Genomic DNA, 16,197 nt, shown 5'->3' with positions numbered 1-16,197 from the left:
AAAAACATATATAATTATAAATTAATTTCAATATTATATAATTTTTCAATATTGTCTTTATGGATTTTATAACAAATTTCCTCATCAATTAACCCTAAATCAATCAGTTTTTTTGTTCTTCTTGGAACTGTTTTAATTCCAAGCACTACTCCTGGTCTTTTTAAATCGTCAATATAATCTGTTTCCATAACAAACCTATGGGATTTGGTAATTGCTTCATTAATTTGATTTGTTGCCACAATCGAAGGAAATATATTATATTTTTCATAATTTAGGGCAGAGCTATCACTATGATGTTTTATTACCTTATTTGGATTTAAATTAACTGATTTTGCCATATTATTTAACTTTTTAAATTGCTCTTCCGATGTGCTTTCGGCGTGTATTTGAATGGCACAATTTAAATCATTCGCAATTTCCATAGCATATAATAATATTTCATTTGAAGATTCCCATATTTCAGCACTTACTGGATAATGTGGTCTTCCAACCTCCCCAATTCCAACTAAATAATCCGTTTCTGATATGAGTTTTTTTGCATAATCCAATGCATCAATCATTTTGTTTTTTGCCTCTTCCAATTCTATGCCATTGTTTATCATCACAGTTAGTTCTGCGGGATGCACCCCAACTAAACCATAAGCTTTTACACCATCTACGGTTTTATTTATGGTTTCAATATCTTTTATCAATATGTCCATGGGCTTTTTTAAATCATTGTTAAAGGCAGGTTTGTTTAAAACTATCATTACCTTTCCGTCGGCGTTTTTAAAGATTTTTGCAACCTTTTCAGCACCATATCCATTTACTCCATCTATATGTATGTGATTATCTGTAATTGGAATGTTTTTTATATTATTGTTCATAATATCACCATAATTTAATATTATATATGTTATAAGTTTAATATAAGGAGTTCCTATAATATAATAATATAGTAATATATATAAATATATAATATAATTATAAATAGAAAATTAATATGGATTGAAACAATACAATGCATTTCCTTTATAATTAATTAATTTTAAATCATTTATCGGAGTTTCGCCGTAAAGTGGTTTTATTAATAATGAAATACCGTATTTTTTACATATATTCAATATAAACGGTTGTAAATCTCTCGGGGGTCTTATGGAGTATATTAAATCTGCATCTTTATAAATATCCAATTTTGGATTAAATATATCATCAACAAAGGCATTTAATCCTTCTTTTTTTGCCTTCTCCACCGCATCATTATTTGCATCTATTACTATTAAATTTAAATTTTCATGATTATTAAGTGATTTTGCTATATTGAAATAATATCCAACTCCAATTTCTATTATTTTAAATGATTCACTGTTTTTTTTATCATTTTCATTTTTAACATGGTAGTAGTTTTTAATAATATAATCACATACATAATCCATAATATCACACCATTAACTTTAATTATAATTTATAATTATTATATATAAATTGTGAGAATATGATAAAAAAATATCAAAAAATCGGAGATATATTATTGGTAAAAACCGATATATCTACTGAAGAAATAAATCAATTAGTAAATAAAACAAAGTGCAAAACAATATTAAAATATGACAATATTAAGGGGGAGCTCCGACAACCAAAAACAACCATAATATATGGAAATGAAACAGAAACGATACAAAAAGAATATAATATATTATTTAAAATTGATGTTTCAAAGATAATGTGGAGTATGGGAAATATTGACGAAAGAAAAAGAATGGCAGATATATCCAACCCAAATGAAGTAGTAATTGATATGTTTGCAGGAATAGGATATTTCACCATACCAATGGCAAAATATTCAAAACCTAAAAAAATATATGCCCTTGAATTAAATCCTGATTCTTATCATTATTTGGTGGAAAATATAAAATTAAATAAATTAAATGATGGTAACTGCAATAATAATAACAATAATGATAAGAACAATAATAATAATAATAATAATAATAATAAAATTATACCAATATTGGGAGACAATAGGAAAGCCAACCTAAGAAATACAGCAGATAGAATAATTATGGGGTATGTATTAAAAACTGGTGAATTTTTAGATAAGGCATTTGAGTATTTGAAAGAAGATGGCGGTATAATACATTATCATGACACAATAGCGGAAAAGATATTGGATAAAGAACCATATTCAAAAATAAAAAATATTGCGGAAAAAAACAACTATAAAATTATTGACTATAAATTAAATAAAATAAAAAAATATTCTCCGGGGGTTTGGCATGTTGTGGCAGATGTGAAATTTGAAACAACATTGTAAATATTTATTAATGTGTGCTACTCTCACATCACTATATATATTTTATGATTTGACATAAGAAATATATTATATATACTATTAAAATAAATGTGTATATTACTAACCTATCTATAATATCTATCCATATATACAATAAATCTACAATGAGATAAAAATATGCCCGAACACATTTTATCAGGTATTAAAGCAATAATTGCGATAAAACTAAAAAAAGAAGGAAAACTACAAAGAGAAATAGCAGAATATCTAAAAATAGATAGGTCTGCTGTATCCCATTATGTAAATGGTAGATATCCTTCTGAAAAAGTTTTGGCCGTTGCAAATGAAATTGTGGAGCTCCCCATTAAACAGGGCATATTTATAATAAATACTCTTAGTAGGGATAAAGAATTAACAAATCGAATTATAAAAAATATATATGGCGATAGCACGGCTATTGAGATAAACAGCGATACATGTATTCTTTGTGGGGGCTGTCTTGAATGCGAATATGATGCTATTTCCATAAATAATACTAATTATTTAATTAACATAGACAATAAGTCATGTGTTTTATGTGGGAAATGTTTAAAAATATGTCCCGAACATATTGATATTAAATAATAAAATCATCTAATTATAATAACAATAACCGTAATATGTGTGTAATTCCGAAGTGATAAAATGGTAGCAATAGAAGTTATGAAAGAAAAAAGCGATTCTACTATCAAGATAATAAGAGATGGAGCAAAAGAAAAAAGGGTTTTAAACTGGAATGATAAATCCTGTGTAGGTTGTGGAATCTGTAAAGATATATGTCCAACCGAGGCAATATCTATGGGAGCCCTGGGAGCAGTTTATAAAGGAGTGGTAAGTGATTTAAAATTAGATATTAGCACCGACTGTGTATTATGTGGTATGTGTGCATCAGCATGTCCATTTAATGCTATGGAGTTAGAGATAAATGGAACATCTACAAAAGAATATCCTCAATATCCAAAAATAAAAAGAAGCATTACATTAAATCAAGATGCATGTGTTTTATGTGAGCAGTGCGAACTTGTATGTCCGCAAGATGCAATACATGTTGAAAGGGAGCTCCCTAATAGAGAAACATTAGTATTGGGAGAAATCACAATTAACAAAGATAAATGTAAATATTGTAGCATTTGTGCTGAATATTGTCCAGCTGATTCAATTACGCTAATACCTAATGATGACCCAACAAGCATAAAACCATTTTCAGATATTGTAGTAGATACCGAAACATGTGTATATTGTAAAGTATGTGAAAAGGCATGTCCTCATGATGCTATTGAGGTAATTTGTTATAAATGTCCATTGGCAGTTAGAATTAAAACGCCAGAGATATACAAAGAAATCAAAGGACAGACAATAATTGATGAAGATAAATGTGTATCCTGTAGTAAATGTGAAATTGTATGTCCTGCTGATGCATTAGTTGTGGAAAAACCATTTGAAGGAGAATTATGCATTGATGCAGAAAAATGTAATGCATGTGGTGCCTGTGTGGCAGTATGTCCATGTCAAGTATTATACTTCCCACCACATACAGATGTAGGTCAAAGACCTGAGCCAGTTGCAGTAGTTCAAGAGGCATGTATATTATGTGGTGCCTGTGTGCAAGCCTGCCCAATTGATGTAATATCAGTTAAAAGAACAAACATAAACATGGAAAATGTTCAGTCATTAGCATGGCAAAGTTCATTTGAAAGATTAAAAAAGTAATAAATAATATCGGTTCCTTATCCTAAAATTATGTATGATGCGTTCTGAGATCCACATGGTGGCCATATTATAGTAAAATATATAACAAATCAAACATGTCATAAAAAGGACGATACACAAGATTAATAATAAAATAATATAATCAGATAAAAATACAATTAGATAAAAAAACTATTAAATAGATACATAGGTGGTTGAATGTATAAATTGGAAGTATATCCTGAAAAATGTCATGGATGCGGAAATTGTGTAATTTCATGCCCAGTAAATGCAAAGGACGATAATGTGCATGGCGGTGCAGGACCTGATGAAGATAGTATATTAATTATGCAGGTAATAAATGGAGTAATAAAATTATTAAATCCAGATTTATGTAATGGATGTGGTGCATGTGTTGAATCCTGTCCTGTGGATGCAATAAAATTAATAGTAGAATAATTTTACTTTCTTTTATTCTTTTCTTTATTATTCTTTTTTCTTTTAATTTTTTAATGAATTATTATAATAATTATCATAATCTATTATGTGTGTATTATATTCCTATTTTTTTAGATATTAGCGAAGCTTCTATACCCAAATCAGAGATTTTGAATTTCCTATCGGAAATTTTAAAAATTTAAATAATATGATGTCATATTAGTATTAATTATGATATTAATATTATCATTTTTATATAAAATTATAATTAAAACGAGGAAAAATCATGATTTTAGAATTAAACGGAATATACGCAGGATTAAGATTTGCATCAGCACATATCGTATTTGGACATAGTAGTTGTGGAGTAATTCACGGGCATTCTTATTATGTAGATGTAAAATTATGTGGAGCTCCCTCCGGTGAGTTTGGGTTTGTATGTGATTTCAAAACCTTGAAAAATATAGTTAAAGAAACTTATGGGGAATTAGACCATAAATTATTAGTTCCTATAAATCATCCTCATTTAAAATATACGACCAATGAAGAAGACGATTCTATCACATTTACATTCTGTAAACAAAATAAAACAAAAGAATATAAAATACCATCGGAGGATGTGGTTTTATTGCCATTAACCTCCACCACTGCCGAAGAATTGTCTATTTATTTTGCAGAACGGATAAAAAACAGATTAAAAGAATTAAACGAAGATAGTGCAATTGAATGGATTGAAATTATGGTAAACGAAGGTATTGGGCAGGGGGCCGCATATAGATTAAATTTTTAATATAATTTGGGAGCTCCTTCCAACGAATAATTTTGAATATATTATAAACTAAATAACAAATTATTTATAAATAATAATATATATTATTCATTATTATTAATTACAATTTAAATTTACACTTAAATAATTTGGTGATATTATGGAAATTAATTTGAGGGTTTCAGAAGTAATGAATACGCCCGTAGAAACGGTATCCTTAGACGCAACCTGCTATGAAGTTGCAAATATATTAAAGGTAAAAGATATTGGGGCTTTGACCATTGTAGGTGGCATGTCAAAACCTGTTGGAATTATCACAGAAACAGATATGTTAAAAAATATTGTGGCAAAAAATTTAAGGTCAAAAGATGTATTGGTAAAGGAGATAGCATCATTAAAACTTATTTCAATATCTCCTAATGATAGTATAATGGATGCCGCGGAATTAATGGCTAAAAAAAATATCAAAAGACTTCCAGTAATTGAAAATGATGAATTATTGGGAATAATTACAGTTAGTGATATTATTAGCATATCTCCTAAATTGTTTGAAATAATGAAGGAAGCCTCTAAAATAGAAGACACTTATGACGAGGCCGATAATTATGTAAACACTTATGAAGAGACCACCACAACCACAGAAGGAATTTGTGAGGTTTGCGGATATCATGGTAATGTGCATTACATAAATGGTCAATATATTTGTGATGATTGCTTAGAGCAAAAATAAAAACATATTAATAAATAAAAACCATAGAAATTGGAATCCGCCCAAAATGATTAAGAAAATAAAATCTATGAGTAATATTAATTGTAGTTATATCTTATTTATATATGGACTTAATATAAATTTTGACTTACCATATGCAATATATAATATAATAGCGAGGGGAGTGCAATGAAAATAACAAAAATAATAGAAGGCAATAATGCCATAATGATATATCCATCTACGACAATAAGAGATGCTTTACAAATTATGGATGAATCGGATATTCGAAGAATTGCCGTGGTAGATGCTGGAAGCAATAGGGTAGAGGGTGTTTTATCTTCCGTAGATATTGTGGATTTTATGGGTGGAGGTTCAAAATATAATTTGGTTAAATCAAAACACAACAGAAATTTATATGCTGCAATAAATGAACCCGTAAAATCAATAATGGCTTCAAATCCAATATGTGTAAAAGAAACTGCGAGATTAAAAGATGTATTGAATACTTTTTCTGAGAAGCATATTGGGGGAGCTCCTATTGTGGATAAAGATAATAAATTAATATCCATGATTACAGAAAGAATTATTCTTAAAAGTTTAAAAGAAGATATTGGCGAAAAAGAAACCGTAGAAGACTACATGACTAAAAATCCTGTTGTTGCATCAGGGGGAGAAAGAATAAAAGATGTAGCACGAACTATGGTTAGAAATGAATTTAGGAGATTGCCAGTAGTATCCCATGGAAAATTAATAGGGAAAATTACTTCAAAAGACTTCATAGAGTTTTTAGGTAGTGATATGGTATTTGAAAAATTAAAAACAGGAAATATAAGGGAATTAACAAATATGAGGGTTGAAGATATTATAAATGGGAAGAAAAATCCTACAATAAGCAACGATGCACCATTAAGGGAGGCCGTAGAAATAATGGAAAAAGAAAATACCTGGGCTTTACCTGTTATGGATGGAAGTAAATTAGTTGGAATAATTACTGAAAAGGATATATTGGCTTATTTTAAAGAATAATATTTAATATTAATATTCCATTTTTTTTATTTCCATTTTCATTAGAAAATTCAATAATCATAAGTTATTGTAATTTTATTTTTTATAATATTTATTTTATAGGCTTATTTATTATTTATGGTGATTTTATGGACAATAATATTGAAAATATTGTGGTAGAACTTTTTAAAGAAGCAGTTATCCATTTGCCTAATGATGTAAAAGAAGCATTGAAACGGGCAGAAAAAATTGAAGAAAATGAGCTTTCAAAAAATACTCTTGGTGCAATATTAAAAAATATAGAAATTGCAGAGAAAGAAAATATTCCAATGTGTCAAGATACAGGAGTCCCAATATTATTTTTAAAAGTTGGTAAAAATATCAATTCTACTGAAATTATGGAAATTACTGATAAAATTAAAAAGGGAGTGGAAAAAGCCACAAAAGAAGTCCCACTTAGGCCTAATGTGGTGCATCCATTGATAAGAGAAAATTTTAAAACAAATTGCGGTTTGGGAGCTCCCTTTATAAACATAGAATTTACAGAACAACTTGACAGAGAAATAGAAATAAGAGTATTTCCAAAGGGAGCAGGTAGTGAAAATATGAGCTCCCTAAAAATGTTAACTCCATCGGAAGGAGTAAAGGGGATAAAAAAATTCGTATTGGAAACAATAGCAAGTGCAGGAGGAAAACCTTGCCCCCCAATATTGGTTGGTGTTGGAATTGGTGGAACAGCAGATATATCTTTAAAATTGGCAAAAAAAGCATTATTGAGGAAAGTTGGGGAAAGAAATAATGATAACGAAGTGGCAGAATTAGAGGCAGAATTATTGGAAAAAATAAACAAATTAGGTATTGGAACTATGGGGCTGGGGGGAAATACCACGGCATTAGATGTATTTATTGAAATAAATGGCTGTCATACGGCTTCGCTTCCTGTTGGTATATGTATTCAGTGTTGGGCTGGAAGAAGTGCTTCAAGAACTGTAAAATTATAAATATTAACAATAATACCAATAATATTCACGGTTTTAAATAATATAAATGACTATCACAACCACAGTCAGAACAACCAAATCCCTTTATAAATTCAAATTTTTCCTTTAAATCTTTTGAAACTTCGCATTCAACGGCATTATTTGTAATAAATATCTCTTTTACATTGCCATATTTTAACAAATAATCAATATGCCAGTGGAGTTTTTTCTCATTCTCATTTTTAAGATGTCTCCCTATTCTATTTTTTAAGTTTGAGGAGCTCCCCATGGCAGAACCAACATAAAAATAATATCCTCGTTGGAATTTTTCTTTTTTAGTTTTTCCATATTCAATAACTTTACTACCATTTAGTTTTATTTTTAAAATATAGGTTCCCTTTTCATTTGGAATATTGGATTTGGATATTTTTCTAAAATTATATTTATTTAACAAACTATTAAAGTAAATCAATTTATCATAATAAGGACAGGTTTCTTTTATTTCTTGAATACATTTGCTACATTTTGGAATTGGGGCACAAACCTCCCTACCATATACAACCAGTGAATTATTGATGGTTTTCCAATATTTTTTTGGCAATTTTTTACGGAGCTCCATCTCAGTTTTTTCAGGAGAGGGAGTATTTACAAAATTCCACCTGTTGCTTATTCTATGGACATGAGTATCCACACAAATACCATAGTCGTCAAAAGCCAGCGTAATAACTAAATTTGCAGTTTTTCGCCCCACTCCTGGAAGTTTTACCAGCTCATTAATATCATTTGGTATTTTGCCGTTGTAATTGTTTTTTACCATCAAAGCTAACTCTTTTAAATGTTTTGCTTTGGTTTTATAAAATCCAACTGGATAAATTAATTCTTGGAGCTCCTCAATATCAATATTTATTAAATCGTCTATATTTTTAACTTTTTTATATAGCCTTTTTGAAACTTCATCTGTGGTTTCGTCCTTAGTTCTTGCACTTAATACTGTGGATATAAGCACCTTAAAAGCTAAAATTTCTTTATTTTTTCTATTTTTACTATTCTTTGAGATTTCCTCAACCACCGAATCTTTATTTAATTTTTCTTTTAAAATATCCAAATATGTTGTTTTCATAATTTCCCTAAAATTGTGTAAATTAAATTAATAAATATAAAAAAATAGAATATAAAAAAAATTTATTAAAAATAATATTTTATTTCAATATTCCCATAGCTTTATTTGTCATTTCAATGGATTTAATATTATCTTCTTCCATTTTTAACATTGACCTTATACAGTCGATATTTTCGGGGATTACATCGCTTTCTTGATGAACTGCCTGCATTAAAAATATTTCATTATCTACAACATTTACACTTTCTTCCCATACTGGAATTTCCCATAAATCATATCTAGGTCTTCCAATATCTCTTGCATATTCTATAATTGTGGCAGTTGAATCCAATCCATTTTCCGCACTAACTGTAAATATTCTTGGAGTTTTTTCGATGGCATCAATAACATCGTCTTTGGTTGTTCCAGTGGTTTCAACCATTAAAGAGTGCATATGCATTAGCGTAGTAGGAACAATTATTGCCGAAGTAATTATTTTATCCTTGAATTCTGGAATTACTGTTCCTACATCTGGTCCGTGGTGAGATGGAACTGTTGGAGGATTTGGCACTATTGCATTAATAGGTCCTCTTTTTGCATCGTTCGGGTCAGCTCCTCTTCTAATTAATACAACTCTTGCCTTTAATATGTCTGTTGTGGAGTTTATGGCATATAGCGTCCTACATAATCCTGTGGTATTACAAGATACTGCCCTAATAATATTTTTACCATAGCATCTATCATAGCTCCATAACGAGTTAAAGCTATCCTCTACAAATGGTGCTTTTTCCCCTCCTTGGACTATTGCCTTTTTGTTGTATTTTTTGTAAATATTTTCGATATTATCTTTACCAATTCCTCCCGGGGCACAATCTACAACAATATCTGCCTCCTCAATAATATCAAATATATTTCCTTGAATATCTATTCCTTTTTCCTCAAATAATGATTCTCTACCTTCAACTGCACTGTATAAATCATATCCTTTTTGAACTGCCATATCGGCTTCAAAGTTCGGTCTTGTTTTTGTAACTCCTATTACTTCCATATCTTTTTGCATTGATACAGCATCAGCTACTCTTTTTCCGATTGAACCATATCCATTTATTAAGACTTTTGCCATTGTGCCACCTATTTTATGTTTTTATAATTCATAATTTACATCATATGTTTTGTAGATTTTACATATATTTTTTATGTATGTATATGCTACATTAACAGTCTCATATAATAGTATGAATATATTATATATACAATACAATTATGATATTTATAATATTAATATTTTCGCAATATTGGATAAATATATAGATATATTCTTATAGTAAATCAACGAATATTTTACATTAAATCCATATATAAATAAGACATAACTACACTTTAATTATTACTAACATATTTTATTTCCTTAATCATTTTAGACGGTTAAGGTCAGTTAATTATCGATTCACAATATATGTATATATATTTATTAAATATTATCCAAAAAACGGAGCATATGGAATATAAATAAGAATTATAATATATAAAAAATAATAGCAAATTAACTAAAATTAACTACAACAATCTAGCAAAAAGATTAAAAATATATAAATATATATTAAATATATAGATAAAATAAATTTAAAAAACATTAAACCAAATGGTGAATACAAAATGTTTTCAACTTTAAAAGTAGGAATATTAATGGCTGTTTTAACAGGCATATTATATAGTGCATTTACATTATTTAATGTATCGCCAATATTTGCTATAATATTTGCATTAATACCAAATTTGATAGCATATTTTTATAGCGATAAAATGGTATTGGCAAGTTATGGGGCAAAAATTGTCGATGAAAGAGAAGCCCCTGCACTTCATAGGATTGTTGAAACTGTGGCAAATAGGGCGGGCGTTCCTAAACCAAAAATTGCAATAGTGCATAGTGCTACCCCAAATGCTTTTGCAACAGGTAGAAATCCAAAAAACGGAGTTGTTGCAGTAACTACGGGTATTATGGACATACTAACTCCGCAGGAATTAGAGGGGGTTATAGCCCATGAAATGAGTCATATAAAACATAGGGATATATTAATAAGTTCAATTGTTGCGGTATTAGCTGGTTCTATTATGTATTTGGCAAATGTAATGCAATGGGGAATGATTTTTGGATTTGGAGGTGATGATGAAGACAATCCATTAGGATTTATCGGTTCATTATTATTTATAATATTTGCACCAATTGGGGCTACAATAGTTCAATTTGCAATATCAAGGCAAAGGGAATTTTATGCAGATGAAGGGGGAGCCAAATATTCAAATCCTATATATTTAGCAAATGCACTTCAAAAATTGGAACGAGGAGTTAGCAGATATCCTATGGAACATGGAAATCCTGCAACAGAACATATGTTTATAGTAAATCCATTTAGGGGCAATAGTATAATGAAATTATTTTCAACACATCCGCCAACACAGGAAAGAGTGGAAAAATTGATGGAAATGGCAAGAAATCCGAAATATAATTAAATATATTAAATTAAAGGCAATATTATGGACAGTAAAGAATTAGGGCTAACTGTAAGAGCAGATAATAAAATAGGAGTATTACATAATTTAACAGGAATCATATCAAAATTAGGGGGGAATATATTATATACTCAACAGTTTGTAAAAAATAGTGATATTGGATTAATATATATGGAAATTGAAAATATTGACAATGAAAAATTACTAATTGACACATTAAATTCTATGGAATGTATAAAATCAGTGGAGCTCCACGATACACTTAAAAAAATATTTGGTAAAAGAATTATTATAATTGGGGGGGGAGCTCAGGTATCGCAGGTAGCAATGGGGGCAATAAGTGAGGCGGATAGGCACAATATAAGAGGGGAAAGAATAAGTATAGATACAATGCCTGTTGTAGGAGAAGATAATTTGGCTGATGCAGTGCTATCTGTGGAAAATCTCCCGCGAGTCGAATTGTTGGTTTTGGCTGGTTCGATTATGGGTGGAAAAATAACCGAGGCTGTTAAAACATTAAAAGAAAAAACAGATATACAAATTATATCTTTAAATATGGTTGGAAGTGTGCCAAAAGTGGCAGATTTAGTAATTACCGACCCAGTTCAAGCGGGAGTGATTGCAGTAATGGCTGTTGCAGATACGGCTAAATTTGACATAAATAAAGTAAAAGGAAGAACTATTTAAAAAATTAAAATATGTATTATTTTTATTTCTTTTTCAATATTTCCATGGTTTCTTTTGCAATTCAATCATTATACCGGAATTTGCTATTTAATGTAATTATTCCAGGTTCATAGTTTCATTTATTTCCATCGTATTTATAAATAAATTCAACAATATCGATTAATTTTGCATCAGATTTTATACTATGTGGGTTATGGTGAGTTCTACACGCGTTAAAGCCCATTTCATTTAATCCACTCATTAATATGTCGACAGGAGGCACTTTCTTTTTTATGTTTTTACATATTTTATGAACATCATAACAACCAACATTATTTATTAAACTTTCCTCATATACGGTTTTCATTACTTTAACGCTTTCTTTTGAGTAATTTCTTTCTTCTGCAATTTTTATGGCATCTTTTGTTATATTTTCATCTGTTAAATTATCCAAATAATACAATCCACAGAAACCATCACTATTGCCTTCTTTTCTGGATTTAATAATATATTCTTCCTCTATATTTTTAACATATCCTAATTTATCAACGGCTTCATCGGCTTTTTTAGCTCCTCTTTCAGTCATTAAAAAAGTTCTAACATAATGTGCCGTGAAATGTGAAAAAATTGGTTTAAGACCAATATCGTATTTTGATGCCATTCTTATGGCATGTCCCACCAACAACCTAATGGCAAGTTCTTTATTTCCTTTTAATGGTGTGGCATCGTAATTTCTTATACATGTTTTTCTATATGAGCCGTAAAGCACAGCCGTATCTGTGGCAGTCATACATAATATACCATTTTTGGTTATAATACTTCTTATAGCACTATCTAAATATGGGGAGGGAGCTCCGAATGGGTCAATATCTACAACATTAAATTTTCTAAAATTCTCCGAAAGAAGCACATTTGCATCTTTATGAACTATATTTACATTGTTTAAATTATTTAATTTTGCATTTTCTTGTGCTAACGATATGGCATTTGGGTTTATGTCTCCTATGGTGATGTGAGGAGCTCCTGTTCCTGAATTTATTTTTAATTCATTGGCATACCTTAATCCCCGAGCTCCACTTCCCCCCAAAGGGTCACAAATAAAAAATTCATCTCTATCGTACTTATTTAAAAAACTTTGTACTATTGAAACTGATATGTCCCTATTTACTTCCATTATTGGATTATAAAATATTTTATCCTTTTTTGATATTGTGGCATCTTCGGGTATTTTTAATTTGGTGTTTCCTTCTGTGATGTATTTCATAAATTCACCGTGTTTTAGTTAGTTAATGAATTATTATTTTATTTTTATTATTGTTCTTATTATTACTCTCTTATTATTCTCTATTATTATTCTTATTATTTTAAATATTATTAAATGTAGTTTATATTAATTATATATAATTGATATGATTATTGATTAAAAATAATAATAAAAATTGTGATATGGGATAATATGATACTTGGAATAGATATAGGCGGAGCTAACACCAAAATAACAGAAATGAAATCAGATGGAACTTATAAAATACACCATATATATTTTCCAATGTGGAGAAACAATAAAGAATTGACTAATTTATTGGCAAAATATAATCATAAAGACATTACAAAAATAGCACTTGTAATGACAGCAGAACTTGCGGATTCCTATGAAACTAAAAAAGAAGGAGTAATTGATATATTAAATTCTGTGAAAAATGCCTTTCCAAATAAAGAAATATTTATTTTTGATGTAGATGGGAATTTTTTAACGCCCTCGGAGGCTGTGAAACAGCATATAAAGGTTTCAGCATCAAATTGGACGGCTACGGCGGAATTTGTAAAAAATAACATATGTCCAAATGATAATTGTATATTAATTGATATGGGTTCAACAACTACGGACATAATACCAATAGTTAATGGAAAAATAGTGGCACAAAAAACAGACCTTGATAGATTAATTAATAACGAATTATTGTATGTCGGAACACTTAGAACTCCAATTTCATTTTTAAGTAATACTGTGGAATACAAATGTAAAAATGAAAATACAACAATAAATGTATCTTCTGAATATTTTGCCATTACGGGAGATATTAATATTATTATGGATAAAATAACTACAAATGATTACACCTGCGACACTCCTGACGGAGCTCCTACAAATAAACAAAATTGTAAAATTAGATTGTCAAAAGTATTATGTGGGGATTTGGAACAAATAGGCGAAGAAGAAATAAATGAAGTTGCAAAACAATTTTATGCAAAACTTTTAAATTTAATAAAATCTAATGTGGATAAGGTAGCAACTAAATATAATATTAACAATATTGTTATTACTGGATTGGGGGAGCCAATATTAATTGATGCCCTAAGACAAGAATATAATATTATATCAATAAAAGAAGGATATAATAAAGATGTATCTCTTGCTACTCCAAGTTTTGCCGTAGCAGAATTGTTAAATAAAACTAAAAGATGATTAATAATAAAAATCTACAAAATATTTATATTTTGAATCAAATGATTAGATGATAAAAACAATATATAAAGCATAATAAAAAAGGTGAAGTAAATCAAAGATTAGATGAAATCCTGCGGATTTCATTGCTTGACCTATCGGTCGATTTACTAAACCAAAAAAAGAAATGGTGAGATAATGACAAACGAAAACAAAGAAAAAATAGCAGTTTTGGCATATTCTGGTGGATTAGACACAAGTTGTTGTTTAAAACTATTGGAAGAAAATTATAATTATAAGGTAGTAACTGCCTGTGTAGATGTGGGACAACCAGAGGAGGAAATAACAAAACCAGTGGAAAAAGCAAAAGAATACGGAGTATTTGCCCATTATACCATAGATGCTAAGGAGGAATTTGCAAAAGAATATATATTCAGAGCAATTAAAGCAAATGCAATATATGAAGGATACCCACTATCAACAGCACTTGCAAGACCCCTTATAGGTTTAAAATTAGTAGAATTGGCAAAAGAATTAAATGCAGAGGCAATATCTCATGGTTGCACCGGAAAAGGAAATGACCAATTTAGATTTGAATCAATTATGAGGGCAAAAGCACCAGAAGTTAAAATAATTGCTCCAATTAGGGATTTAAACCTTACAAGAAGTGAAGAAATAGAATATGCTAAAAAACACGGAATACCAATCCCAACAGAAAGCAAAAAATATAGTATTGACGAAAACCTTTGGGGAAGAAGTGTGGAGGGGGGAGAATTAGAAGACCCAATGTTTGAAACACCAGAGGAAGCTTATGGTTGGACTAAAAATCCAATGGAATGCACAGGGCCAGAATATGTTGAGATAGAATTTGAAAATGGTATTCCGGTAAAAATAAATAATAAAGAATATGATGCAGTGGAATTAATAAGGGAAGCTAATAAAATTGCTGGAAGAAATGGGGTAGGTAGAGTAGATATAATTGAGGATAGGATTTTAGGATTAAAATCAAGAGAAAACTACGAATGTCCGGGGGCTATAATGCTTATTACGGCACATAAGGCACTTGAACAATTAACACTAACCAGAGAAGAGATTAAATTTAAAGAAATAGTAGATTCCACTTATGCAGATTTAATATATAAAGGATTATGGCATGAACCACTTAGGTTGGATTTAGATGCTTTCATTGATAAAACACAGGAAAGAGTAAGTGGAAAAGTGGTTGTAAAATTATATGCTGGTTCAATCAGAGTTGTAGGAAAAGAAAGCAATTATGCACTATTTAGCCAAGAATTAGTTTCATTTGAGGATAAAGAAATAGACCAAAGAGAAACAATAGGGGCTGTTAAATTCCATGGATTACAAGCTTCAATATATGAATCTGTGAAAAATAAAAATAAATAAAAATATACATTTTAACATACTATTTTTTAACTTTTTTAAATTTAAAATCCTGTCTTTTTTTCAAGTTATTCAATTACTATTATATTATAAAATTATAAAAATAAGTTCATACGATAAGGACAATATTTTTATAAAATTAAAGAATAGTAACTATAATAAAATAAACA

The 16,197-nt window shown here is 29.3% G+C and carries 17 protein-coding genes; 12 read left to right on the top strand and 5 right to left on the bottom strand.

The genetic code is table 11. From position 1 onward, the window contains the following. Positions 1 to 14: 14 nt before the first annotated feature. On the bottom strand, positions 15 to 866 hold the full coding sequence (locus tag MAEO_RS03175; RefSeq protein WP_011973354.1) for a TatD family hydrolase: 852 nt from the start codon (positions 864 to 866) through the stop codon (positions 15 to 17). Positions 867 to 977: 111 nt separating this feature from the next. Further along, a complete protein-coding gene (locus tag MAEO_RS03170; RefSeq protein WP_011973353.1) occupies positions 978 to 1,415 on the bottom strand; it encodes a UPF0146 family protein in 438 nt (145 codons plus the stop codon). A gap of 59 nt (positions 1,416 to 1,474) precedes the next feature. Between MAEO_RS03170 and MAEO_RS03165 the strand changes: the two genes are divergently transcribed. The 8 genes from MAEO_RS03165 (at position 1,475) to MAEO_RS03130 (ending at position 7,925) form a co-directional block, all read left to right on the top strand. Continuing rightward, positions 1,475 to 2,293, top strand: coding sequence for a class I SAM-dependent methyltransferase (locus MAEO_RS03165; protein ID WP_011973352.1), 819 nt, complete (start codon positions 1,475 to 1,477; stop codon positions 2,291 to 2,293). 156 nt (positions 2,294 to 2,449) lie between these two features. Next, positions 2,450 to 2,896, top strand: coding sequence for a 4Fe-4S dicluster domain-containing protein (locus tag MAEO_RS03160; protein WP_011973351.1), 447 nt, complete (start codon positions 2,450 to 2,452; stop codon positions 2,894 to 2,896). 60 nt (positions 2,897 to 2,956) lie between these two features. Further along, positions 2,957 to 4,021: a tungsten-dependent formylmethanofuran dehydrogenase subunit FwdF gene (gene fwdF, locus MAEO_RS03155; protein WP_011973350.1), complete on the top strand. Its 1,065-nt coding sequence runs from the start codon at positions 2,957 to 2,959 to the stop codon at positions 4,019 to 4,021. A 198-nt stretch (positions 4,022 to 4,219) separates the two neighbouring features. Continuing rightward, complete coding sequence (locus MAEO_RS03150) at positions 4,220 to 4,459, top strand: ATP-binding protein (protein WP_011973349.1); 240 nt, start codon at positions 4,220 to 4,222, stop codon at positions 4,457 to 4,459. Positions 4,460 to 4,724: 265 nt separating this feature from the next. Further along, the gene (locus MAEO_RS03145) at positions 4,725 to 5,228 is read left to right on the top strand and encodes a 6-carboxytetrahydropterin synthase QueD (protein ID WP_011973348.1); all 504 of its coding nucleotides are present in this window, start codon (positions 4,725 to 4,727) and stop codon (positions 5,226 to 5,228) included. A 139-nt stretch (positions 5,229 to 5,367) separates the two neighbouring features. Beyond that, complete coding sequence (locus tag MAEO_RS03140; protein WP_011973347.1) at positions 5,368 to 5,937, top strand: CBS domain-containing protein; 570 nt, start codon at positions 5,368 to 5,370, stop codon at positions 5,935 to 5,937. A gap of 168 nt (positions 5,938 to 6,105) precedes the next feature. Beyond that, positions 6,106 to 6,945, top strand: a complete 840-nt coding sequence (locus tag MAEO_RS03135; RefSeq protein WP_011973346.1) for a CBS domain-containing protein — start codon at positions 6,106 to 6,108, stop codon at positions 6,943 to 6,945. Between the two features lie 128 nt (positions 6,946 to 7,073). Further along, positions 7,074 to 7,925 carry a fumarate hydratase gene (locus tag MAEO_RS03130; RefSeq protein WP_011973345.1) on the top strand — a complete coding sequence of 284 codons (852 nt, stop codon included), beginning with the start codon at positions 7,074 to 7,076 and terminating at the stop codon, positions 7,923 to 7,925. Between the two features lie 25 nt (positions 7,926 to 7,950). On the opposite strand, the gene MAEO_RS03125 is transcribed toward MAEO_RS03130, so the two are convergent. Beyond that, positions 7,951 to 9,024 carry a DUF123 domain-containing protein gene (locus tag MAEO_RS03125; protein ID WP_011973344.1) on the bottom strand — a complete coding sequence of 358 codons (1,074 nt, stop codon included), beginning with the start codon at positions 9,022 to 9,024 and terminating at the stop codon, positions 7,951 to 7,953. A gap of 79 nt (positions 9,025 to 9,103) precedes the next feature. Then, a complete protein-coding gene (locus MAEO_RS03120) occupies positions 9,104 to 10,126 on the bottom strand; it encodes a type II glyceraldehyde-3-phosphate dehydrogenase (RefSeq protein ID WP_011973343.1) in 1,023 nt (340 codons plus the stop codon). A 533-nt stretch (positions 10,127 to 10,659) separates the two neighbouring features. On the opposite strand from MAEO_RS03120, the gene MAEO_RS03115 reads away from it, so the two are divergent. Further along, a complete protein-coding gene (locus MAEO_RS03115) occupies positions 10,660 to 11,514 on the top strand; it encodes a zinc metalloprotease HtpX (protein WP_011973342.1) in 855 nt (284 codons plus the stop codon). Between the two features lie 24 nt (positions 11,515 to 11,538). Further along, complete coding sequence (locus MAEO_RS03110) at positions 11,539 to 12,201, top strand: DUF5612 domain-containing protein (protein WP_011973341.1); 663 nt, start codon at positions 11,539 to 11,541, stop codon at positions 12,199 to 12,201. 115 nt (positions 12,202 to 12,316) lie between these two features. On the opposite strand, the gene MAEO_RS03105 is transcribed toward MAEO_RS03110, so the two are convergent. Further along, on the bottom strand, positions 12,317 to 13,444 hold the full coding sequence (locus MAEO_RS03105; RefSeq protein ID WP_011973340.1) for a tRNA (guanine(10)-N(2))-dimethyltransferase: 1,128 nt from the start codon (positions 13,442 to 13,444) through the stop codon (positions 12,317 to 12,319). 192 nt (positions 13,445 to 13,636) lie between these two features. Here MAEO_RS03105 and mfnF point away from each other — a divergent pair, with 192 nt between their 5' ends. Beyond that, a complete protein-coding gene (mfnF, locus tag MAEO_RS03100) occupies positions 13,637 to 14,647 on the top strand; it encodes a (4-{4-[2-(gamma-L-glutamylamino)ethyl]phenoxymethyl}furan-2-yl)methanamine synthase (protein WP_011973339.1) in 1,011 nt (336 codons plus the stop codon). Positions 14,648 to 14,824: 177 nt separating this feature from the next. Beyond that, positions 14,825 to 16,030, top strand: coding sequence for an argininosuccinate synthase (locus MAEO_RS03095; RefSeq protein ID WP_011973338.1), 1,206 nt, complete (start codon positions 14,825 to 14,827; stop codon positions 16,028 to 16,030). Positions 16,031 to 16,197: the final 167 nt, after the last annotated feature.

The organism is Methanococcus aeolicus Nankai-3, assembly GCF_000017185.1.
In the GTDB taxonomy this organism is placed as follows: Archaea; AGJL01; Methanococci; order Methanococcales; family Methanococcaceae; genus Methanofervidicoccus; species Methanofervidicoccus aeolicus.
The sequence above is the reverse complement of the archived record's forward strand: the minus strand, read 5'-3'. Positions and strand labels throughout refer to the sequence as shown.

Excerpts from the sequence above, each read along its gene's own strand:
- MAEO_RS03175 (WP_011973354.1), bottom strand. The coding sequence starts at position 866 with ATGAACAATAATATAAAAAACATTCCAATTACAGATAATCACATACAT.
- MAEO_RS03170 (WP_011973353.1), bottom strand. The coding sequence starts at position 1,415 with ATGGATTATGTATGTGATTATATTATTAAAAACTACTACCATGTTAAA.
- MAEO_RS03165 (WP_011973352.1), top strand. The coding sequence starts at position 1,475 with ATGATAAAAAAATATCAAAAAATCGGAGATATATTATTGGTAAAAACC.
- MAEO_RS03160 (WP_011973351.1), top strand. The coding sequence starts at position 2,450 with ATGCCCGAACACATTTTATCAGGTATTAAAGCAATAATTGCGATAAAA.
- fwdF (WP_011973350.1), top strand. The coding sequence starts at position 2,957 with ATGGTAGCAATAGAAGTTATGAAAGAAAAAAGCGATTCTACTATCAAG.
- MAEO_RS03150 (WP_011973349.1), top strand. The coding sequence starts at position 4,220 with ATGTATAAATTGGAAGTATATCCTGAAAAATGTCATGGATGCGGAAAT.
- MAEO_RS03145 (WP_011973348.1), top strand. The coding sequence starts at position 4,725 with ATGATTTTAGAATTAAACGGAATATACGCAGGATTAAGATTTGCATCA.
- MAEO_RS03140 (WP_011973347.1), top strand. The coding sequence starts at position 5,368 with ATGGAAATTAATTTGAGGGTTTCAGAAGTAATGAATACGCCCGTAGAA.
- MAEO_RS03135 (WP_011973346.1), top strand. The coding sequence starts at position 6,106 with ATGAAAATAACAAAAATAATAGAAGGCAATAATGCCATAATGATATAT.
- MAEO_RS03130 (WP_011973345.1), top strand. The coding sequence starts at position 7,074 with ATGGACAATAATATTGAAAATATTGTGGTAGAACTTTTTAAAGAAGCA.
- MAEO_RS03125 (WP_011973344.1), bottom strand. The coding sequence starts at position 9,024 with ATGAAAACAACATATTTGGATATTTTAAAAGAAAAATTAAATAAAGAT.
- MAEO_RS03120 (WP_011973343.1), bottom strand. The coding sequence starts at position 10,126 with ATGGCAAAAGTCTTAATAAATGGATATGGTTCAATCGGAAAAAGAGTA.
- MAEO_RS03115 (WP_011973342.1), top strand. The coding sequence starts at position 10,660 with ATGTTTTCAACTTTAAAAGTAGGAATATTAATGGCTGTTTTAACAGGC.
- MAEO_RS03110 (WP_011973341.1), top strand. The coding sequence starts at position 11,539 with ATGGACAGTAAAGAATTAGGGCTAACTGTAAGAGCAGATAATAAAATA.
- MAEO_RS03105 (WP_011973340.1), bottom strand. The coding sequence starts at position 13,444 with ATGAAATACATCACAGAAGGAAACACCAAATTAAAAATACCCGAAGAT.
- mfnF (WP_011973339.1), top strand. The coding sequence starts at position 13,637 with ATGATACTTGGAATAGATATAGGCGGAGCTAACACCAAAATAACAGAA.
- MAEO_RS03095 (WP_011973338.1), top strand. The coding sequence starts at position 14,825 with ATGACAAACGAAAACAAAGAAAAAATAGCAGTTTTGGCATATTCTGGT.